General features: G+C 52.6%; 17 protein-coding genes, 1 riboswitch and 1 other annotated feature. Of the genes, 16 read left to right on the top strand and 1 reads right to left on the bottom strand.

Going from position 1 to position 20,471, the window contains the following annotated elements; translation table 11 throughout:
* Positions 1-54: 54 nt before the first annotated feature.
* Positions 55-287 (top strand) — a binding site (T-box leader).
* A 49-nt stretch (positions 288-336) separates the two neighbouring features.
* The 3 genes from AC0YNZ_RS00605 to AC0YNZ_RS00595 all read left to right on the top strand — a co-directional run bounded on the left by AC0YNZ_RS00605 (position 337) and on the right by AC0YNZ_RS00595 (position 5,259).
* Positions 337-2,208 carry an arginine--tRNA ligase gene (locus tag AC0YNZ_RS00605; protein ID WP_475824825.1) on the top strand — a complete coding sequence of 624 codons (1,872 nt, stop codon included), beginning with the start codon at positions 337-339 and terminating at the stop codon, positions 2,206-2,208.
* A gap of 97 nt (positions 2,209-2,305) precedes the next feature.
* A complete protein-coding gene (locus tag AC0YNZ_RS00600; protein ID WP_475824824.1) occupies positions 2,306-4,573 on the top strand; it encodes a heavy metal translocating P-type ATPase in 2,268 nt (755 codons plus the stop codon).
* Entirely contained in the window at positions 4,573-5,259 is a 687-nt protein-coding gene (locus AC0YNZ_RS00595) for a sulfite exporter TauE/SafE family protein (RefSeq protein ID WP_475824823.1), read from the top strand. The genes AC0YNZ_RS00600 and AC0YNZ_RS00595 overlap by 1 nt, the downstream gene beginning before the upstream one ends.
* Before the next feature lie 5 nt (positions 5,260-5,264).
* Here the strand turns inward: AC0YNZ_RS00595 and AC0YNZ_RS00590 are convergent, their stop codons facing one another.
* Entirely contained in the window at positions 5,265-5,708 is a 444-nt protein-coding gene (locus AC0YNZ_RS00590; RefSeq protein ID WP_475824822.1) for a hypothetical protein, read from the bottom strand.
* Positions 5,709-5,923: 215 nt separating this feature from the next.
* A riboswitch (cobalamin riboswitch) is annotated at positions 5,924-6,081 on the top strand.
* Positions 6,082-6,245: 164 nt separating this feature from the next.
* Here AC0YNZ_RS00590 and AC0YNZ_RS00585 point away from each other — a divergent pair.
* The 13 genes from AC0YNZ_RS00585 (at position 6,246) to hrpB (ending at position 20,443) form a co-directional block, all read left to right on the top strand.
* On the top strand, positions 6,246-7,217 hold the full coding sequence (locus AC0YNZ_RS00585; protein ID WP_475824821.1) for an ABC transporter substrate-binding protein: 972 nt from the start codon (positions 6,246-6,248) through the stop codon (positions 7,215-7,217).
* 40 nt (positions 7,218-7,257) lie between these two features.
* Positions 7,258-8,259, top strand: a complete 1,002-nt coding sequence (locus AC0YNZ_RS00580) for a FecCD family ABC transporter permease (RefSeq protein WP_475824820.1) — start codon at positions 7,258-7,260, stop codon at positions 8,257-8,259.
* Positions 8,256-9,038 (top strand): heme ABC transporter ATP-binding protein, encoded by a 783-nt coding sequence (locus AC0YNZ_RS00575; RefSeq protein ID WP_475824819.1) that lies wholly within the window; start codon positions 8,256-8,258, stop codon positions 9,036-9,038. The genes AC0YNZ_RS00580 and AC0YNZ_RS00575 overlap by 4 nt, the downstream gene beginning before the upstream one ends.
* A gap of 32 nt (positions 9,039-9,070) precedes the next feature.
* Positions 9,071-10,135, top strand: a complete 1,065-nt coding sequence (gene cobT, locus AC0YNZ_RS00570) for a nicotinate-nucleotide--dimethylbenzimidazole phosphoribosyltransferase (protein ID WP_475824818.1) — start codon at positions 9,071-9,073, stop codon at positions 10,133-10,135.
* Between the two features lie 10 nt (positions 10,136-10,145).
* Complete coding sequence (gene cobU, locus AC0YNZ_RS00565; protein WP_475824817.1) at positions 10,146-10,736, top strand: bifunctional adenosylcobinamide kinase/adenosylcobinamide-phosphate guanylyltransferase; 591 nt, start codon at positions 10,146-10,148, stop codon at positions 10,734-10,736.
* Positions 10,733-11,713 carry an adenosylcobinamide-phosphate synthase CbiB gene (gene cbiB, locus AC0YNZ_RS00560; protein ID WP_475824816.1) on the top strand — a complete coding sequence of 327 codons (981 nt, stop codon included), beginning with the start codon at positions 10,733-10,735 and terminating at the stop codon, positions 11,711-11,713. Before cobU ends, cbiB begins: the two co-directional genes overlap by 4 nt.
* Complete coding sequence (cobS, locus tag AC0YNZ_RS00555; protein ID WP_475824815.1) at positions 11,695-12,507, top strand: adenosylcobinamide-GDP ribazoletransferase; 813 nt, start codon at positions 11,695-11,697, stop codon at positions 12,505-12,507. The genes cbiB and cobS overlap by 19 nt, the downstream gene beginning before the upstream one ends.
* Positions 12,508-12,527: 20 nt before the next feature.
* Positions 12,528-13,631 (top strand): threonine-phosphate decarboxylase CobD, encoded by a 1,104-nt coding sequence (gene cobD, locus AC0YNZ_RS00550; protein WP_475824814.1) that lies wholly within the window; start codon positions 12,528-12,530, stop codon positions 13,629-13,631.
* On the top strand, positions 13,628-15,244 hold the full coding sequence (locus AC0YNZ_RS00545; RefSeq protein ID WP_475824813.1) for a cobyric acid synthase: 1,617 nt from the start codon (positions 13,628-13,630) through the stop codon (positions 15,242-15,244). The genes cobD and AC0YNZ_RS00545 overlap by 4 nt, the downstream gene beginning before the upstream one ends.
* Complete coding sequence (locus AC0YNZ_RS00540) at positions 15,241-15,951, top strand: adenosylcobinamide amidohydrolase (protein ID WP_475824812.1); 711 nt, start codon at positions 15,241-15,243, stop codon at positions 15,949-15,951. The genes AC0YNZ_RS00545 and AC0YNZ_RS00540 overlap by 4 nt, the downstream gene beginning before the upstream one ends.
* Before the next feature lie 134 nt (positions 15,952-16,085).
* The gene (gene corA / locus AC0YNZ_RS00535; RefSeq protein ID WP_475824811.1) at positions 16,086-17,036 is read left to right on the top strand and encodes a magnesium/cobalt transporter CorA; all 951 of its coding nucleotides are present in this window, start codon (positions 16,086-16,088) and stop codon (positions 17,034-17,036) included.
* Positions 17,037-17,061: 25 nt separating this feature from the next.
* Positions 17,062-17,886: a hypothetical protein gene (locus AC0YNZ_RS00530; protein WP_475824810.1), complete on the top strand. Its 825-nt coding sequence runs from the start codon at positions 17,062-17,064 to the stop codon at positions 17,884-17,886.
* Between the two features lie 28 nt (positions 17,887-17,914).
* Positions 17,915-20,443 carry an ATP-dependent helicase HrpB gene (hrpB, locus tag AC0YNZ_RS00525; RefSeq protein ID WP_475824809.1) on the top strand — a complete coding sequence of 843 codons (2,529 nt, stop codon included), beginning with the start codon at positions 17,915-17,917 and terminating at the stop codon, positions 20,441-20,443.
* The last annotated feature ends 28 nt before the right edge of the window (positions 20,444-20,471 follow it).

Genomic DNA, 20,471 nt, shown 5'->3' with positions numbered 1-20,471 from the left:
GACATGGCCATTCGTATCCTGTATAAATACATTTAAGCAATCAATTGGATATAAATAACATTAGTGATTGGGACAGTAGTCTATGACGGATAGTTGCAGCGAGCCGGGTCAGTGGAAGCCGGTACGGATGTCTTAGATGAAGCGGGCCCAGGAAATGGTTTGCCGAACCGAACGTGCAGCAGTAGGCAAATCCGGTCATAGACCGTTATGAAAACGAGGGGCCAAGCCGGAATTAAGCTTGGCACTTAGAGTGGTACCACGGGATCTTTACGGCTCTCGTCTCTTATTTTAGAGACGGGGGCCTTTTTTTATTTTAGCCGAATGGAGGAGACTTTAATGATTCATGAACAAATCATAGCGGCCATTGAAGAAATAACGCAGGACCTTCTATCGGGGCAGAAGCTGGTGCGACCAGAAAATTTAAAGATCGCGGTCGAGCATCCCGTTAGTCTTGAGCATGGCGATTACAGCAGCAGCATCGCTATGCAGCTTGCAAAGTTATTGAAGCGTGCGCCATCGCAAATCGCAAGTGAATTCAAACAAAAGCTGCTTGCTCATTCAGGCATTGCCGCTTCGGTCGGAAAAATTGAGGTCGCGCCTCCAGGCTTTCTTAACTTTTTTGTAAATTGGACCTGGTGGGCGGAGGCATCGGCTCAGCCGGCGTATTTCAGCATGCAATCCGGCAATAAAGTGCTCATCGAGCATACGTCGATCAATCCGAATAAATCGGCTCATATCGGTCACTTGCGCAATTCCTGCATAGGCGACACATTAGCCCGAATGCTGAGAAGGACAGGTCATGAAGTAGAGGTGCATAACTATATCGATGACTTGGGCAATCAGTTAGCAGATACAGTGGTAGGCATTCTGAATACGACGACGGAGCAGCCTTATGACCGTTTTGGCGATTTTTGCTGGGAGACGTATGCCAAAATCAATAAAGCGTACAAGGAGCAGCCAGAAATGCTCAAGCAGCGTACAAGTGTGCTAACCATGCTGGAGGAGGGCCATTCCAATGTTGGATGGATGGGCCTGCTCATTGCGGAACGGATCGTACGCGAGCATATCGAGGAAATGAAGCGGTTCGGCATCACTTACGATGTTCTCGTGTGGGAAAGCAGCATTGTAAGGGAGGGCTTTTGGTCAAGGGCGTTTGCGCTTCTGCAGACGACAGAAATATTCCGTCTGGAAGACGAAGGAAAGCTGAAGGGCTGCTATGTGCTGAAGCAGCCGGCAGCCGAGGGCGAGCCGGATGAGCAATCGGAGTTTCAAGCCGATAAAGTACTCGTTCGCTCGAATGGCATTCTGACCTATACCGCCAAGGACATCGCTTATCACCTCTGGAAGTTTGGTTTGCTCGATCAAGATTTTCGCTACAAAAAGTTTGCGGATCGCCTATGGTCCACCCATTCAGGCGGTGTGAGGAAGAAAATAGGCCGCGCCGATATGGTCATTAATGTGATTGATCAGCGGCAGGAATATCCGCAGGCGATGGTCAAGCAGGCGCTGCTCGCCCTAGGCTATCAGAAGCAAGCAGAGCAGCTCCGGCATGTCAGCTATGGCGTCGTGTCGCTTAGTCAAGGCATAGCAAAGGGTCTCGGCATCGATACATCCGACGGCAAACATGCCTACGCTATGTCGGGCAGACAAGGGATCGGCATCAAAATTGCTGATTTTTTGGAACGAATGGAACAAATCATCGATGCGAAACGTTCCCGCAAAGCCGGTTTAGCGAGTCATGTGATAGCGGCCGCATCTATCCGTTACTATTTGCTGCGTTACCATCTGCAGACGGAGGTTGTATTTGATCTCGATCAGGCGACGGAGATATCCGGGAATACCGGTGTTTATTTGCTTTATTCCTATGCGCGCTCCAGCAGCATTTTGAAGAGGACCGGAGTGTCTGATTCACCCCCGCATGATTTATTGGCGTTCAATGAGCTGGGGGCTCAGGAACGAAGTCTGCTTCGACAGCTTGCTTATTGGCCTGAGACCCTTCAAGCAGCTGTCAAGGAGCTGGCTCCGCATCAATTGTGCTCGTATGTTTATGAGCTTTCTGCTTTATTTAATCACTTCTATGCAGCCTGTCCGATTCTTAAAGCAGAAGGACAGGCGAAGTGCTTGCGCATATGGCTTACCGGGCGTTATAAACAAACGATGCAGGATGCGCTGGAAATATTGGGCATACCCGCTCCGAACAGGATGTAGCCGCATGTTCCATTCATGCAATTCGATTGCCTGTCATATAGATAAACGCAGAGGTACAGGCATTTGGACGGCAATGAATGGAAGGCGGGTGCTTTAGTTGAAGCATGCAGCTCAGAATGATGAGTCGGAACGGGATATTACGATAGATTTTGCGGTGCATGGTATGAGCTGCTCAGCTTGCGCAGCGAGGATCGAGAAGGCAGTCGGCAAAATGGATGGCGTACAGTTGGCGGCGGTCAGTTTTCCGCTTCGAACAGCATGGGTTCAGTTTAAGCCGGAATTGCTCGGTTCTAAACAAATAGCCGAGCGGGTAAAGCAGCTGGGATTTGTGGCGCTCCTGAATGAGACGGCAGAGGCAGGACTGCATAAAGAGCATAAATCGCTTAAGCTAAGGCTCGCCGTATCGGCTGTGCTAACGCTGCCGCTATTAACCGGTATGGTACAGCATATTCCTCTGCTGGAGCCATGGCTTGCCAGCTTGCCGGCGTGGTTAACGCTGCCATGGCTGCAGCTTGCGCTCGCTTCGATCATACAGTTTGTGATTGGACTTCCCTTTTATTTTGGCGCCTATCATGCGGTGCGCGAGCGGAGCGCGAATATGGATGTACTGGTTGTGATCGGCACGACCGCTGCTTATTTGTACAGCCATTATGCCGTATTTCAGAACGGCTTGCTAAGTCCGGTTTCAGCTTCTGCTGCTCATGCCCCGCCGCTATATTTCGAAACCTCCGCTGTCGTGATTACGGCCGTGCTGCTTGGAAAATATATTGAAGTCTCGGCTTCGCTCCGGGCGCAGCACGGAGCGGACGGCTATGGCAAGCTGCAGAGCCAAACAGCTGCGGTTGAACGGGCTGGGGAAATTGTTCGCATGAAGACGGAGTTTGTTCGAGAAGGCGACATCGTGATCGTTGAGGCAGGCGAGGTTGTGCCGGTCGACGGTATCGTATGCGGCGGTCAGTCGGCAGCGGATGAATCCCTGCTTACTGGAGAAAGCTTGCCGATTGCTAAGCGAGAGGGCGATCCGGTGTGGGCGGGAACTCGTAACGAAAGCGCGCGGCTTCGCATCCGGACGAGGGCGGCCGGACATGATACAATGCTGAGCCGGATTCAAGAGCTTGTCAGGCAAGCGCAGCGGTCGAAATCAGCGATTCAGCGCAATGTCGATGCGGCTGCGAGCTGGTTTGTACCCGTTATGCTCGTCTTCGCGCTGGCAACGCTTGTGATGTGGGGAACGATTCTTGAGCCGGGCAATTGGAATCAAGCCTATATTTGCGCTATAGCAGTCCTGTTAGCGGCTTGCCCATGCGCTCTTGGGTTAGCGGCACCGATCTCGCTAGTCCTCGCATCCGCCAGACTCGCGAAGCAAGGGATTGTGGCGAAGGAAGCGGGAGCGCTCGAGCGCTTAGCGAGAATTCAAACGATTATTTTTGACAAGACGGGGACATTAACGGAGGGCAAGCCGCATGTAAGCGCCATGCTGGCTGTTAATGGAAGCCGGGCTTCGGTTTTGCGATTGGCGGCTGCCGCCGAAGCACGGACGGCTCATCCGCTTTCACTTGCCATTATGCGTGAGGCCGGCAAGCTTGGACTTGTCATCCCTGACGCCAGTCAGCATAAGTTTACGCCAGGCGGGGGCGTAGAAGCGGTTGTTGAGGAACAACGATTCGCGGTAGGCAATGCCAGATTTGCACATGAACGTGAATGGACCACAAGCAGCGAAGCCGCCGCATTTGCGAAGCAGCGGGAGGCTCTTGGTGAAACGGTGCTTTACGCCGCGCTCGAAGGACAATGCGTTGGCGTACTCGCATTTAGCGATAAGGTTAAGTCAAATGCCGGAAATACGGTAAAGGAGCTAAGGGCGCTGGGCGTTTCGTCGCTGCTGGCAACAGGCGATCACGAGGCCCCGGCTCGAGCGGCTGCAAAAGCTGCAGGTATCGCTGCCGTTCATGCTTCCATGCTGCCAGAGAGCAAGGTAGCGCTTATTGAGCAGCTGAAGCGTCAAGGCAAGCGGGTCGCAATGGCCGGCGATGGCTGGAATGATGCGCCGGCATTGGCTGCTGCTGATGTTGGGCTTGCGATGGGGGAAGGGACGGACGCGGCGCTGAGCGCAGGTCATATGACTTTGCTCTTCTCCCGCTTGCAGGCGATCCCTGAAGCGATCAGAATAAGCCGCTTAACGATTCGTAATGTCAGGCAAAACTTAACATTCGCCTTTCTCTACAATGTGATTATTATTCCCTTTGCCGCATTTGGCCTGCTTGAGCCTTGGATGGCAGGAACCGCAATGGCTCTCAGCTCGGTATCGGTCGTTGGCAACGCGCTCCGGCTCACGGGTCAGCTTCGGCGAAAGGCTGGAGCAAGCTAATGACGATGACGTGGCAGCAGGTGGGCTTCATTATGTTGACCGGCTTGTTCAGCGCGCCGCATTGCATCGGAATGTGCGGCGGGATCGTGTCCGCCGTATCGCTGAATTCCTCGGCATCTGTGCATAAATCTATGCTTCTATACAATGCAGGACGTGTTTTATCCTATAGTATGCTGGGAGCCGTTATGGGAGTAGTTGGTTCTTTTGTTGATGTGGCCGGCAAGCTTGCAGGCGTGCAAGGCCTAGCTTCTATTATAGGCGGCTGTTTTTTGCTGCTGTGGCTGTGGCGCAGATTTCAGCTGCCGCTTATGCACCGGTTATCGGCCATCCTTCACCGGAGATTGGCAGGCGGCGCTCAGCGCTCCGTTAATCAAGAACATTGGCATTTGCTAGCTACAGGAGTTGCTTTCGGATTTTTGCCTTGCGGCTTGACGTATGCGATGCAGATGACAGCCGCCTCCACCGGTTCTGGGCTTCAAGGGGCGGCTGTCATGGCTTTGTTTGGGCTTTCAACCTTTCCGGCATTAGCGGCTGCTGCATCTATTGCCTCCTTTGCCAACAGGAAATGGCGGCGGTTCATGCGCAAAGCGAGCGTCGTGACGGCAATAGCCGTAGGCGTCATATCCATTTTGCGCGGGCTGGCCGTCAACGGTGTTATCCCGACAATAAATCCGTGGCTTTGGTAAGCGGACTAATGGATTGCCCGTAATAGTCTTACAATATTATACGTGTGATCGCCCGTTACAAGCGTTAACGTTGCCTTCCACGTGCCGGCCATTAAAGGTACACCTTCACCCGAATACTTTCCCGGAGCAATTTCGGTCATGCTGAACTCGTAATCGCCGCAGATCATATTCAGCATCTCAAGCTTGACCGTTAAGCCGGCATTCTGCAAGGGAGCTCCGGACAGATCGGTCAGTTCTATTGAAAAGTTGTTGCTGTGAAGCACTTTAGCCGGATAAGCATCGATCGACCATATCGCATGTCCGCTCTCGAATGCGTGCTCCGTTACAGGGGGCGGCGCTTCGTCGCGATCGCGGAGCAAGGTAAATGCAATTCCGGCGAGAAGCGAAATAGCGACAAAAAAGCAGATGAATCTAAAAAGTGGCGAGATCGGCCTATGCAGGGGCTGCATGTCTGGTAATGACCTCCTTTACGGTCAAACAGAAGTAGATTACGTTAAAGAGTAATGAAAGAGGCTATTACGTTACCTATGCGGCAAATGGAAGGAGCAGAACGGGATTGACGCGCTGAATAATTGTAAGGATATGAATGGACAAATTTCGAGAGACAGTGTATATTAACAACTGATAATTTCATAATGGATAAACAGGTGTGGATACGAGGTTGTCTTACAAGGAGGAAACAGCTTGTAAACTCTCGTGGACACTTAATAGGGAAGACCGGTGAGAATCCGGCACGGACCCGCCACTGTAAGGATTGACAGCGAAAGCACGCTTTCGCTGCGCTAACCGAGTCAGAAAATCTGCCTGTTTACATAACGCTTAAACCTACGTGGACTTAGGACGGTGTTAGGGAAGCTTTTCGCTTAGCTTGTTTTTAGAGAGCGTATAACAGCATTTCTGGCACAATTGCCAGAGATGCTTTTTTTTATTTTATACGAAAAAATAATATAGAGGTGAAGAACGAGATGAATGGGATTAACCGTAATATGATGAAGTTGCTTATCAGCTTGCTTATGACGATGATGCTCGTATTTACGAGCGCGTGCGGTGCAAGCAGCGAAACGGAGAACAAGCCTGGCAATACGGCTGCTAATTCGGAGCAGGCCGCTGCGAACGAGCCGGCGCCGGCCGAGAAAGCTACTGTTTATCCGCTCACGCTAAAGGATGATACAGGAGAGGAGATTACCATCGCGCAAGAACCGGCGAAGGTCGTTACGCTAGTTCCTAGTGAAACGGAAGCTATCTATGCCATTGGCTCAGGCGGGCAAGTGGTTGGCGTCGATGAATACAGCAATTATCCGGTGGAGGCGGCGTCCAAGCCGAAAGTTGGCGATATGACGACTAATATCGAAGCAGTCGCTGCGCTGGACCCTGATCTCGTGCTCGCGTCATCGTCGATGAACACGGAAGCGATCACGAAGCTGCGCCAATTGAAAATTCCGGTATATGCGACAGATCCGCTTACTTATGAAGCAGTTATTGCCAAAATCGAAAATTTAGGTCATATTATGAATAAACAATCCGAAGCGGCTGTAATTGCTGAGCATATGCGTATGATTAAGCAGCAGGTCACAGATGCCGTGAAGGACGCTGAGAAGAAGAACGTATACTTGGAATTTTCGCCTGGTTGGACGGTTGGATCCGGCACATTCCTCGATGAGCTGCTGACACTGGCAGGCGGTAAGAACATTGCAGCTGCTAAACCTGGCTGGTACGAGGTTAGCGCAGAGGAAGTCGTTACTCAAAATCCGGAGCTTATTATTTACCCTGATTTGAAGGAGGACCCGAATCCTATCGTTGCTGGCATTGAAAGCCGTCCCGGTTGGAATGTCATCGATGCGGTGAAAAATAAGCAAATGTTTGCTGTGACCGAGGATCCTCTCGTACGCGTAGGACCGCGTCTTGCCGACGGTTTGCTCGAGCTTGCTAAAGTGATTCACCCGGATCTCGTAAAATAATCAAATGACCTATAAACTTGTCTGGTATGGAGGAGCAGCTATGCTCCTTCTTGCTGTTTCTATCGTTGTTAGTCTATCGATCGGCTCGGCTGGCATCTCTGTTCGGGACGTATGGGGAATAATGATTCATCAGCTGCCTTGGCTTGCGGATAAGCCGCTTCCTTATACGCCGGGAGAAATAGCGATCGTAACTCAGGTAAGACTTTCACGCGTTTTGCTTGCAGTCCTTGTCGGCGCTTGCCTTGCGCTTGCGGGCACCGGTTTTCAAGGTGTGCTGCGCAATCCGTTAGCCGATCCGTACACGTTAGGCGTAGCCTCGGGCTGCTCGGTAGGTGCCGCATTCATCATATTATTCGGGCTGCAGACTGCGATTGGCATGTGGACGATTCCGCTTATAGCCTTCGGTACGGGAACCGTTACGCTGCTTGGCGTCTTCTGGCTCTCGCGGAGCAAAGGCGTCATGCTTATTGAAACGCTTATTTTGTCAGGCGTCATTGTCCAATCGTTTCTTGGCGCTTTCGTATCTTTCATGGTGTCGATGTCCGAGGGCGTCGTTAATCAGATTTTGTTTTGGCTGATGGGCTCGCTTGCCATGCGGAGCTGGGACAATGTCTATATGCTTATTCCATTTCTGCTGGTCGGGTTTCCGCTCTTGCTCATCTACGGTCAGTCACTCAATTTATTCGTGCTTGGAGAGCGGCATGCTGCGCATCTCGGGATTAACGTCGAACGAACGAAGCTAATCGTATTAATCAGCTCGACGCTGCTGACGGCAGCAGCCGTATCCGTATCCGGCGTTATTGGCTTCGTCGGGCTTGTGGTTCCTCATCTGATCCGTTTGCTTGTCGGTCCGGACTATCGGCTGATTACCCCCTTATCAGCAATCGGAGGGGGCGCATTCGTCCTTTGGTCAGATACGCTGGCGCGAATAGCGCTGTCGCCAAAAGAAATTCCGCTGGGCGTCGTTACGGCGCTTATCGGTGCGCCTTTCTTCGCCTATTTACTGCACAGGCGGCAGCTGAAGCAAGGAGGGACGATATGATCGAGGTGCAAAGCATTGTACAGACGGTGCAGGGAAGGCCTGTGCTGAACGGCCTTTCCTGCTCGTTTATGGAAGGGCGTATTTACGGCATTATCGGACCCAATGGCGTTGGCAAGTCAACGCTGCTTCACTTGCTTTCCGGCGTCGATCAGCCTAAGGAAGGAGAGGTGCTGCTCGCAGGCCGAAACGTAGCATCTTACCCGCGCAAGCAGCTAGCCAAGAAGTTGGCTGTGCTGCAGCAGGGCGGTCTGCCTCCTTCCTTGTTCTCTGTTCGCGAGGTCGTCAGCATGGGAAGATATCCGTTCCAAAACTGGCTTGGCAGCGAACAAAATGATTCGGAGTCGATTATCGATGGAGCATTAGCCGCGATGGGCCTTCAAGAGCTGGAGCACCGCAAAATGGATCAGCTTAGCGGAGGAGAACGGCAGCGCGTAGCGTTGGCAAAGCTGATGGCGCAGGAGCCGTCTATAATTTTGCTGGACGAGCCGACAACCTATTTGGATATTGGCTATCAGGTACAGCTGCTCGATACAGTGCGATTATGGCAGCGCGAGCGCGGATTAACTGTTATCGCCGTGCTTCATGATTTGAATTTAGCTTCTCTTTATTGTGACGAGCTCCTCGTACTTCATCAAGGTAAGGTCGCTGCCGCAGGAACGCCGCAAGAGGTGCTTACGTCAGCGCTAATCGAACAGGTTTATGAGACGACTACTGCTATCATCATGCATCCTTTGACAGGCGCTCCGCAAATCATGATTCAACCAAATTTATTTAACTAAACAGCCCAAGCGGGTTTGAAGGAGCTGACGAAATGGAAAACGATTTGTATAAACAGCTTACGGATACGATTGCTCAAATAAAGCCCTTCAATGAAGAGGCAGCGGCATTAGCCGCCAGACATTCTGATTCTTTAACGAAGCCCCCGGGCAGCTTAGGCAAGCTTGAGGCCATTGCAAAGCAGCTGGCCGGTATTTCAGGTCAATTATGGCCTGATTTATCACGCAAATCTGTCATTGTGATGGCAGGCGACCACGGCGTTTGCGATGAGGGAGTTAGCGCGTTTCCGCAGGCGGTGACTCCGCAGATGGTACTCAACTTTCTAAACGGCGGAGCGGCTGTCAACGTATTGGCGCGGCAAGCCGGAGCAGACGTCATATGCGTCGATATTGGCGTGAATGCGGATTTGGAGCATGAGCGGCTCGTAAGCCGCAAAGTAGTTCGCGGGACGGCCAATATGACGAAGCAGCCTGCATTGACGCGTGAAGAAGCCATTAAAGCGATTTTGGTTGGAATAGAAGTCGTGAACGAGCAGGTGCAGCGCGGCTGCCGTTTGTTTGCAACGGGTGAAATGGGCATTGGCAATACGACAGCCAGCGCCGCTATCACAACCGTATTGACGGGGCTAACGCCGGAAGAGTCAGTAGGCCGCGGAACAGGGATTAACGATGCGGGCTGGTTAAACAAAGTGGATGTCGTGAAACGCGCGATCGCTGTTAATCAGGTTGATTCGTCTGATCCAATCGATGTGCTCGCCAAGGTCGGAGGGGCGGAAATTGCCGGGCTTGTCGGCGTCATTATCGGAGCTGCGGCGAACGGGTGCGCGGTCGTTATCGACGGCTATATTTCATCGGCTGCGGCGCTTGTCGCATCGCGTATCGCAGAGCAGACGCTTCCCTTTATGCTCGCTTCCCATCTCTCGCAGGAGCAGGGTCATCTGAAGCTGTTGGAATCGATCGGCTTGCTGCCGATGATGCAGCTGGAGATGCGCCTTGGAGAAGGTACGGGAGCGGTATTATGTTTTCATTTTATTGACGCTGCGCTCCATCTCATGCAGGAGATGGCAACTTTCGAGAGCGCAGGCGTATCCAAGGGCTAGGTGATGGAAGTTGGCAATACTGGTAACCGGCGGGGCCCGCAGCGGAAAGAGCGGTTTCGCTGAGCAATATGCGAAGCGGGCTGCGGCCCGCGGCATTTATATCGCGACCTGTCTCCCTTATGATGAAGAGATGGTTGAACGAATCGGAAAGCATCGTACAGATCGCGTCGAATCCGGCTTTTGCTGGGAAACGAAAGAGGAAGCCTATGAAGCAGCTGAACGGCTGAATCGGATGGCCGAGCAATTTAAAGCAGCAGCACACAATGGCCACGAGCCGCCCGTAGTTCTGCTCGATTGTTTAACCTTATGGCTGACGAATTGGCTTCTGCGAATCGAGCAGGAATCGTTAGAAGAGAATCGGCTGGAAATAGAAATAACTAAGCTGCTGGAAGCTATCCGAAATTATCCTTATCCCTTGCTCATTGTCACGAATGAGGTTGGCTCCGGCATCGTGCCGGTTTATCCGCTGGGCAGATTGTTCCGAGACGAAGCGGGGCGTCTTAATCAGCAGGCAGCAGCGATTTGCGAGCGGGTCTTTCTCGTGACGGCGGGCATACCAATCGAGCTTAAATCGCAAGCCTTCAGGTGGGATCAACTATGATTTTATACTCCATGAAGGAGCTGCTGCTGCTTGCGGCGGCAGCTATTGCGATTGACTGGATAGCAGGTGATCCGAAATGGCCAACCCATCCTGTTATATGGATAGGACGGCTCATTCGGCTGCTTGAGCGCATTCTCGCACCAGAACGGTTCACTGGTCGACCTGCCGCTGTTAAGGCTTTGGGAGTCATTCTTACTTCGGTAACGCTTGCGGTAAGCTGGGGATCCATGTGGTTGATCGTTTGGGCAGCGGATGCCCTGCATCCGTGGCTCGGTTATGCGGTAAGCGCATGGTTTATATCGACTACGCTGGCGGTCAAGGGCTTGAAGGAAGCGGCCATGCTGGTCTATGTCCCGCTAGCCGCGGGGAAACTTGGTGAAGCGCGAAAGTATGTCGGTTATATTGTCGGGCGGGATACGGCAAAGCTTGATGAACGGGAGGCTTCGCGGGCTGCTGTCGAGACCGTAGCCGAGAATACGGTAGACGCGCTTGTATCGCCGTTATTGTTCGCTCTTATCGGAGGAGCACCGCTCGCTATGCTGTATCGCGCTGCGAACACGCTGGATTCGATGGTCGGGTACCGCAATGAGAAGTATATATGGTTTGGCTGGTGCTCGGCACGGACGGATGATGTGCTTAATTACATACCTGCGAGATTAACAGGCGTAATGCTTACGATCTCGGCATTGTTCTTCCGGCGAATGAAGGCAGGGCGAGCGGTTCGCGCCATATTCGCCTTCTCGCATCTTCATCCGAGCCCAAACAGCGGCATCCCGGAGTCCGCGGTGGCTGGAGCGCTTGGCATTGAGCTGGGCGGCACAAATGTGTACTTCGGCGTCGCTAGTGAACGGGCAAGAATGGGCTGGCCGACGCGTCTGCTGCAGCCGAACGATATACTGCTTACCGTTCGTTTATTGTATAGCGTTAGCTTTATTTTATTTGCGGGAGTGATAGCGGTATGGTTCGTCGTGAGTTAAAGCTGCATGTTCAAGCTCTTATCGCTGCATTTCAATTTTTAACGCGCTTTCCGGTCCCGGTGATGGTTCCTTTTCAAGGACCCGTTCTTGCACGGAGTGTGATCTATTTCCCGCTCGCGGGAGCGCTCATAGGCGTTTGCCTCGCCGCTTTCGCTTGGTTAATAGACTTATTTGCTCCGGCAGCGCCCGGAGTTGTTTTGGTGCTCGCCTTTTGGACGGCATTAAGCGGGGGCCTGCATCTAGACGGCTGGATGGACACGGCAGACGGCGTATTAAGTAACCGCTCCCGCGAGCGGATGCTCGAAATTATGAAGGATAGCCGGGTAGGGGCGATGGGCGTGCTAGCTGCCGTGCTGCTGCTGTTGTTTAAAGCCTCGTTGTTATACGAATTATTGGATGGTGTTCAGGCTAAGCTTTATTGGCCGCTGCTCGTGATCGGTCCGATATGGAGCCGGGCTTGGATGAGCGCGGCAATTGCATGCTGGCCAAATGCGAGGCAAGGAGAAGGAATTGCTGTATTGTTTAATGAAGTTAAAGGTTTGCACGCTGCGGCAGCGTTTGTCGCAGCTGCTGCCGGCACATGGATCGTTTTATGGATTTCTGGCATGAGAGAGAACGCAGCATTCATCTTGCTGTTGATTATAGGATTGATAACCGCTTGTTGCGGCTGGTTCCTTGCGGCATGGCTGAATCGGAAGCTTGGCGGTTTGACCGGCGATACATATGGGGCTATGAACGAAGCGATTGAAGCGGTGCTGTTGTTTGCTGCGGTCATATGGCTGCATGCGCTATAGAAAAGGAGTTGCAAGCAAAAATGTTGGAAAGATACGGTCATGGCGGTGACTTGCGGACCGCGGAGGAAGCTTTCGGAATACCTGCACAAAAATTTGTGGATTTCAGCTCGAACATGAATCCGCTGGGGCCGCCGCTTAGTGTAAAGCAAGCTTTACTCGCCTATACGGAGCTTATCGGACAATACCCGGATCCTGCCGTGCGCGGACTGAGACAGAAGCTAGCGAAGCTGCACAATATCGATGAGCAATCGATTGTCGTCGGTAATGGGGCAGCGGAATTGATTGATCTAATCGTACGTGTGCTGCAGCCCAAATTAACGACGCTGGCTATCCCCTGCTTTGACGAATACGGAGACGCTTTACGGAAAATTGGCGGGGCGGTGTACGAAGTTAAGCTGTCAGCGGATCATCAATTCGAATTGATCATGGATAGGGAGCATTTATGCGAAGCAGCTGCTGCCGGATCGTTATTCATTCTTGGCTCCCCGAACAATCCGACCGGACAGCTTGTAGATCCGGAGCTCATACGGAAGCTGTTGAAAAAGGGCGGATATGTTGTCGTTGACGAAGCGTTTATGGATTTTGTTCCGGAGGAATCGCGTTACAGCCTTATTCAGGAGGCAACGAAAAATGAAAGATTATTCGTTATCCGCTCTATGACGAAATTTTACGCGATACCCGGCATTCGGCTTGGCTATATCGTAGGCATGCCAAGAACGTTAAGCGGATTAAGGCGCCTGCAGGTGCCTTGGAGCGTTAATTCCTTAGCACAGCTGATCGGAGAGTCGGTGCTGGACGAGGCGGATTATGCCGACCGGACGATTGCGTGGCTACAGGAGGAAAGGCCGTGGCTCATCTCAGAGCTGCAGGCAATCGGCTTTGACGTTAACCCTAGCGCGGCTAATTATTTGCTTGTACGCATTCCGAAGGACGCGGGAATTAGCGCAAGTATGCTCCAGCTTGAGATGGGGAAGAGGGGCGTCCTCATACGCGACGCATCGAGATTCCCCGGTCTTGATCATACTTATATTCGGGTTGCCGTCAAGCTTCGTGAGCAGAATGAGCAGCTGGTGGCGGCATTGAAGCTGTGCTTAATTCAGAACGGGAGCCGTGGTGCAAAATGACTTTTAAAGATGGGCGTGAATCAGGTGCAGACGCAGCTTTAGGCCGCACAATCATGGTTCAGGGTACAGCGTCGGATGTAGGCAAAAGTTTGATTACGGCTGCGCTTTGCAGAATTTTCACGAAGGACGGACAGCGTACGGCCCCCTTTAAATCGCAAAATATGTCGCTAAACTCCTATGTCACATGGGACGGCAAAGAAATCGGCCGCGCGCAGGGGATGCAGGCGGATGCTTGCGGCATCCTCGCGACGACGGATATGAATCCGATATTGCTTAAGCCTACGGGAGAAATGAAATCGCAAGTCGTGGTGCACGGCAAGCCTTTGCGCGATTATAATGCAAAAGAATACCGCGAGACATATTTGCCGGTCGCCGGCAGTATCGTCCAGGCGTCGCTTCGGCGTTTGCGCGAGGCGCATGACATCGTGGTGCTGGAAGGCGCGGGCAGTCCGGCTGAGATTAATTTGAAGGATCGCGATATCGTCAATATGCGGATGGCAGCTTGGGCGGACGCACCCGTTATCCTTGTCGCCGATATTGACCGGGGCGGCGTATTTGCTTCCATCGTCGGTACCTTGGAGCTGCTTGAGCCGGAGGAGAGAGACCGCGTATGCGGCTTCATCATTAACAAGTTTCGCGGCGATGTATCTCTGCTGCAAGCTGGACTGGATTGGCTGGAGGATCGAACAGGGAAGCCAGTGCTGGGTGTCCTGCCATTTATGCCGGGCCTCGAGCTCGAGGATGAAGATTCGCTTTCGCTTAGCAAACAGCACGCTGCTGCCTTACATTCGGATGGGGATAAGCAGCAGCGGGAGCTGGATATAGCCGTTGTCCGGCTGCCGCGCATTTCTAACTTTACGGATATCGACCCGCTGCGCTTCGAGACGGACGTTCAGCTTCGCTATATTGAACATGCTGGTCAGTGGGGCAACCCTGACGCAATCATCCTTCCAGGCAGCAAAAATACGATCGAGGATTTATTATGGCTGAGGGAAGCAGGCTTGGCCGAGCTAATACATAAGCATGTGTCCAGCGGCGGGGCAGCAGTTGGTATTTGCGGCGGATACGAGATGCTGGGAGCTAAGCTGTATGATCCGCTGCACATCGAGTCATCAGTAGTGGAAACGGACGGGTTATCCTTTTTTCCATTCGAAGTCCGCTTTACGGAGCAGAAAAGAACGGTACGAGTCGAAGGTGCAGGCCAATTTAGCGGTGATGCGTCTCCTGTCAAGATCGAAGGTTATGAGATTCATATGGGCGAGGTGTATTGGCAGCAGGAGGATCAATCCGTTTATCGGCCGTTTCAAATTAGGGAGCATCGATCACTGATGGGGGACGAGGCTTCTTCTCCCTACGAAGCCGAGGGAGCAAGCTCGATCGATGGAAAACTGTGGGGAACGTTTATTCACGGTATTCTGCATAATGACGATTTTCGCCGAAATTGGTTAAACAACTTGCGGGAATCGAAGGGACTTGAGCGCTTGCCTGCTGATCTGCGGTTTCAAGAAAGACGTGAATCTGCTTTCGACCGGCTGGCGGAGCATGCGCGCCGCTATCTTAACATCGCGCTTATTTACGAGCTGCTCGGTCTACCGGCGGAAGATGCACGATGACTCAGCCTTTCCGTGGTGGTAAGCGATATGATTCAATCATTTGGAGAGGCGTAAGCCTGCAGCTGCTTGATGACCGGATTGAAGCAAGTTGTCCGGAACGTCTATACGCCCTAAGCAGCGCGATTCATCCGGGAGGCTTCTCCTATTCGAACCGCATCATAAACTGGAAGGTGCCGCTAACCTATCAATGCGATGATCCCGCTGGCGATATTGTGAGGCAGTGCGGGGAATGGGGCTGCGATTCCAATGACACGATCGGTCTGATTACCGCGGCGAAGCTGACGCACGCGTCCATAACCGAGCTTGAAGGCGACCGGTTTAAGCTGCTGTGCTGCACGACTGTCGGAACGCGAAATGCGGCGAGAGCCGGCTTGCCTCGCAGCACCTTTTCCGCTTATTCGCCTGGAACGATTAATACGATTATTTTGATCGATGGCCAAATGACTGAAGCTGCGATGGTTAACGCAATTATAACCGCGACAGAAGCAAAGACAGCCGCACTGCAGCAATTAGGCATCGTAGAGAAAGTGAACGGCGAATCGGCAACAGGCACCACGACAGACGCTATCGTGATCGGTGTCAGTCAGGCAGCAAGCTGGAATGCGGTGCATGCTTATGCCGGTGCTGCGACTACGATCGGCTGCGCCATCGGCGAATCTGTTTATGAGACGGTGTTCGAAGCGACCCGAACGCAGCAGGAGGATTAAGGCCGGCTTAGCCGGGAAGCATTAAAATTAAAGAAGTATCCATTACAGCGGCTGCGATTTCATGTAAAATGAAAAAGTTGAACAACCGGTCGATTTTTCGATTAAGCTGCGCTTAGAATGGGAGGATTTATCCTTTGATACAGATTATAGGCTATACCAAACAAAAAGAGTGGCGGATGGACTTAACGCTTGAGGAGCTAAAGACGGCGGAGCTGGATTGGTACTGGGTTGATTTTAATAACCCGAAGGAAGACGAATGCCGTCTGCTCGATACATTTTTTCACTTTCATCCGCTCGCGATCGAGGATTGCTATCATTTGCTTCAGCGGCCCAAATTGGATCATTACGACGACGTTCATTTTTTGGTGCTCCATGAAGTGGAACGGAAAACATTAACCGTTAATGAAATCAACATGTTCATCGGTCCGCGGTTTATCGTTACGTTTCACTATGAGCCTTCTCCGGAAATCGAGGATGCGCGGATAAAGCTTGCGTCAAGAAAGAAAATTGGCGAAAATGGCCACTTGTATGCGGCATATCTCGTGATGGACAAGCTGGTCGATCAATATTTCCCTGCGGTTCACGAGCTGGAGGACCAGCTGCTGGATATGGAAATCGGCATCGGCGATGCGCAAAGCCAGACGGCGATGAGCGATATTTTTAGCATCCGGTCCCGGCTGCTCCGGCTTCGCAAAACGATTGTGCCTATGCGTGACTTGTTATATCGACTGACGAATTCGGACCGCATTATAGGACTGAAGCAATATTTGGCTTTCTATCATGATGTCTACGACCACCTGCTTAAGCTGTCGGAGATGATGGACTCCAGCAGAGAGATGACGGCTGACCTGCGCGACAACTATATTTCGTACAATTCACATCGAATGAATTCGATTATGAAGACTCTTACCGTCATTACGACGATCTTTATGCCATTGACTTTTTTGGCAGGTATATACGGGATGAATTTCAGCAATATGCCTGAGCTTGAATGGAGCTGGGGTTATTTTGCCGTCATAACGGTTATGTTCGTCATTGGAGTGGGGATGTATGCTTGGTTTAGGACAAAGGGTTGGTTTAAATGAAGAAAGCTAAGGAGACTTAACTGCAATGGAAATGAAAGAGTCTGCACGGATGAGCGGCAAACGCTTGTTTGCGGTAATCGGTATTTTGGCAGGAATTATGGCCGTTTTGGGAATCATGCTCTATCTGATGATTGTTGCGCTTGGCAACCGTACCGCAGCTGATACCTTAGAGACTGGGCAAAAGCTGCATTATACTTATTATTCTAAGACAGCGCCCGGCGGAATGAAGCTTCATGTGCTTCAAACGAGAGCAGCTTACGTTACACTGGAAACAATCAATAATAATGTTACGCTTTCAGGCAAGGTCGGCATTAACGGCGGCTTTTTTTACGGCAACCAGCTGTTAAGCATCGGGGTGGTAGACAGCCTTCCAATTAATAAGGATGTAGGCAGTTTCGGAACGGGAACCGAAAATGTAAAGTTTGCGAGAGGAACACTCGTATGGGATGGCGCCTCTGATTCGTTAAGCGTGCAGGTCGCCGGCCATGCTTCTGAGCTGAAGGTGAAGGATCATACCCGCTTTTGGGCACAAGGCGGCATTAGTATGAGTCTAGGCGATGATGCTCATTGGTACGGGCAAACGGTGAAGGAAAACGCGCCTTTCCCGGAGGATGACCGCTTGCGTTCAGCTGCCGTATATGATAGTACAGGTGATCTATATTTAATCGTTAGTGAAACGAAGGGCTCGTTAGCCGTATTTCGGGAAGCGATAGTTACCAGCATCGGCGACGGGAAGCTTGTTGACGGCATTTTTCTGGATGGCGACGGCTCTTCGCAGCTTTTGAGCAGCGAGGCATCGCTGCCAGGCGACAACAGGCCGATCGTGCAAATGCTGCGAATAGTGAAATGAGATGGAATTAGACGAAGGAGCAATCAGCATGAAGCAACAGCAATTGCCGATTGATGCGGTAATGCCTCAGCTGCTGGAGTCGCTGCGCAGCGGAGTTAATGCCGTATTAGTCGCAGAGCCCGGAGCAGGGAAGACGACGCGCGTACCGCTTGCGCTGCTCGATCAGCCGTGGTTGTCCGGCAAAAAGATCATCATGCTCGAGCCGCGCAGGCTGGCTGCGCGCTCCGCTGCCCAGTTCATGGCGAAGTCGCTAGGGGAGCAGGTTGGCGGAACGGTTGGTTACCGTGTAAGACTTGATTCGCGTGTCAGCCCGCGAACGCGCATCGAAGTCGTGACCGAGGGCGTGCTTACGCGCATGCTGCAGGAAGATCCGGCGCTTGAGCAGGTCGGAGCCGTCTTGTTTGACGAGTTTCATGAACGTCATTTGCATGGCGATCTTGGCCTTACGCTTTGCATGCAGTCGCAGTCGCTGCTCCGTGAAGATTTGCGGATGGTCGTCATGTCCGCAACGCTTGCTGCGGGGCCGATTGCCGAGATGCTGGGCGGTGCGCCCGTCATACGCAGCGAAGGACGGGTATTCCCCGTCGAGACGCATTATGCGCCAGCAAGGCTGACTGGGCCGATGGAGCAGCAAATGGCACGGACGATTGCAGAAGCACTTCGCGCGCATGAAGGGGATGTGCTGGCTTTTTTGCCTGGCGTCGCAGAAATACGCCGCACGGCCAGGCTGCTTAACGAGTCTGGACTTGCAGCGCATGTTCGAATCGAGGAGCTTCACGGCAGCTTGCCGCTCGAGAAGCAGGATGCAGCTGTTGCACCTTGTCACGATGGGGAGCGCAAGATTGTCCTCGCTACTTCAATTGCAGAGTCCAGCTTAACGGTAGAGGGAGTTAGGATTGTTGTTGACGGCGGTCTAATGCGTGTTCCACGCTTCTCGCCGCGAACGGGAATGACTAGGCTGGAAACGGTGCCTGTCTCCGCAGCGTCGGCCGATCAACGCCGCGGCAGAGCGGGACGACAGGCGGCAGGCAGCTGCTACCGGCTGTGGACGGAGCTCGAGCATCCTTATTTGCCTGAGCAAAGCGCGCCTGAGCTGCTCGAGGCGGATCTTTCGTCGCTTGCGCTGGAGCTGGCGATTTGGGGCATACAAGATCCGCTTGAGCTGGACTGGTTAACGCCGCCGCCCGTTGCGGCTTATGAACAAGCGACAGCTTTGCTGCAACAGCTTAACGCGATCGATGACAGCTTCAAACCGACTGCAGCAGGCGCAAAAATGGCGCAATTCGGCCTTCATCCGCGGCTTGGGGCAATGATTTTGCAGGCTTCAGAAATGGGATCAGCGCGAGCGGCTTGCGAGGTGGCTGCTTTGTTAAGTGAACGGGATATGCTTCCGCAGGAGCGCAATGTAGACGTCCAGCTTCGATTGGACCTGCTTTACCGGTTGACAGGACGAGACAGTAAAGCCCCAAAAAACGGGAGCGTCGAACATCCCGGTACCGGAGCCGCGTACCGTATAATGGCTCAGGCAGATCAATGGGAACGGGTCGTTTCGCAGCAGTCTGCAGCTGCAAGTGCCGATCGGCACTTACAGCAAATACCGCTTGGCGTCTTGCTCGCGTTTGCTTATCCCGATCGTATCGCAATTCGGCGCAGCGACGGCCGTTATTTATTGGCAAACGGAAGAGGCGCGGTGCTGCCGGAGCTGCAGCCGTTATCCCGATCGCACTACCTCGCCGCTTGCGAGCTGGACGATGCCGGCACAGAGAGCCGGGTACGTCTGGCGGCCGAGCTTCGGCAAAATGATATCGAGCAGTATCTAGCCGCTTATATAACGGCCGATGAAGCCGTGGAATGGGATGCGTCAGCTCAAGCGGTAAGGGCGAGGAAGCGTATCCGCTTAGGCTCCATTGTGATGAAGGAATCGATTTTGCAGCAGCCGGATGAAAATCAGGTGGCGGACACTTTAATTGCTGCGATTCGTCAATCAGGCTTCGCAATGCTGCCGATGACGAAGCAAGCGCAGCAGCTTAAGGCCAGGATGAGACTGATGGCTCTTGCGGGTGATGATTGGCCGGACGCTTCCGACGAAGCGCTGCTGGATTCATTGGAGCAATGGTTAAAACCGCATATTTACGGGATGAAGAGCCGCTCGGATTTGCAGAAGCTCCAGATGCAGCTGCTGCTGGAAGGCAAGCTTAGCTGGAAGCAGAAGCAGGAGCTGGATGAGCAGGTTCCGACCCATATCGTAGTGCCGAGCGGATCACGCATTCCGGTTGATTACAGTGATCCCGAGTCTCCCGTGCTCGCCGTTCGATTGCAGGAGCTGTTCGGCTTGAAGAATACTCCGCTGCTCGCAAGAGGAAGACTTCCGGTGACGCTTCATTTGTTATCGCCGTCACAGCGGCCGGTCCAAGTAACAAGAGATTTGAGCAGTTTTTGGGAGAATGCGTATTTCGAAGTGAAGAAGGATTTAAAGGGGCGCTATCCGAAGCATCATTGGCCGGATGATCCGTACACAGCTGTGCCGACAAATAGAGCGAAGCCGAGACATACCTGAACGTCTCGGCCGATCTGTTAACGTCAGG

The organism is Paenibacillus sp. J2L1-98, assembly GCF_056269405.1.
Note: the sequence above shows the minus strand (reverse complement) of the source record. Positions and strands in the feature narration are given on the sequence as shown.

Coding starts and splice junctions, on each gene's coding strand:
- AC0YNZ_RS00590 (WP_475824822.1), bottom strand. CDS start 5,708: ATGCAGCCCCTGCATAGGCCGATCTCGCCACTTTTTAGATTCATCTGC.
- AC0YNZ_RS00530 (WP_475824810.1), top strand. CDS start 17,062: ATGGAAATGAAAGAGTCTGCACGGATGAGCGGCAAACGCTTGTTTGCG.
- AC0YNZ_RS00540 (WP_475824812.1), top strand. CDS start 15,241: ATGACTCAGCCTTTCCGTGGTGGTAAGCGATATGATTCAATCATTTGG.
- cobS (WP_475824815.1), top strand. CDS start 11,695: ATGGTTCGTCGTGAGTTAAAGCTGCATGTTCAAGCTCTTATCGCTGCA.
- AC0YNZ_RS00580 (WP_475824820.1), top strand. CDS start 7,258: ATGCTCCTTCTTGCTGTTTCTATCGTTGTTAGTCTATCGATCGGCTCG.
- AC0YNZ_RS00545 (WP_475824813.1), top strand. CDS start 13,628: ATGACTTTTAAAGATGGGCGTGAATCAGGTGCAGACGCAGCTTTAGGC.
- hrpB (WP_475824809.1), top strand. CDS start 17,915: ATGAAGCAACAGCAATTGCCGATTGATGCGGTAATGCCTCAGCTGCTG.
- AC0YNZ_RS00595 (WP_475824823.1), top strand. CDS start 4,573: ATGACGATGACGTGGCAGCAGGTGGGCTTCATTATGTTGACCGGCTTG.
- AC0YNZ_RS00585 (WP_475824821.1), top strand. CDS start 6,246: ATGATGAAGTTGCTTATCAGCTTGCTTATGACGATGATGCTCGTATTT.
- cobT (WP_475824818.1), top strand. CDS start 9,071: ATGGAAAACGATTTGTATAAACAGCTTACGGATACGATTGCTCAAATA.
- AC0YNZ_RS00605 (WP_475824825.1), top strand. CDS start 337: ATGATTCATGAACAAATCATAGCGGCCATTGAAGAAATAACGCAGGAC.
- AC0YNZ_RS00575 (WP_475824819.1), top strand. CDS start 8,256: ATGATCGAGGTGCAAAGCATTGTACAGACGGTGCAGGGAAGGCCTGTG.
- cobD (WP_475824814.1), top strand. CDS start 12,528: ATGTTGGAAAGATACGGTCATGGCGGTGACTTGCGGACCGCGGAGGAA.
- cbiB (WP_475824816.1), top strand. CDS start 10,733: ATGATTTTATACTCCATGAAGGAGCTGCTGCTGCTTGCGGCGGCAGCT.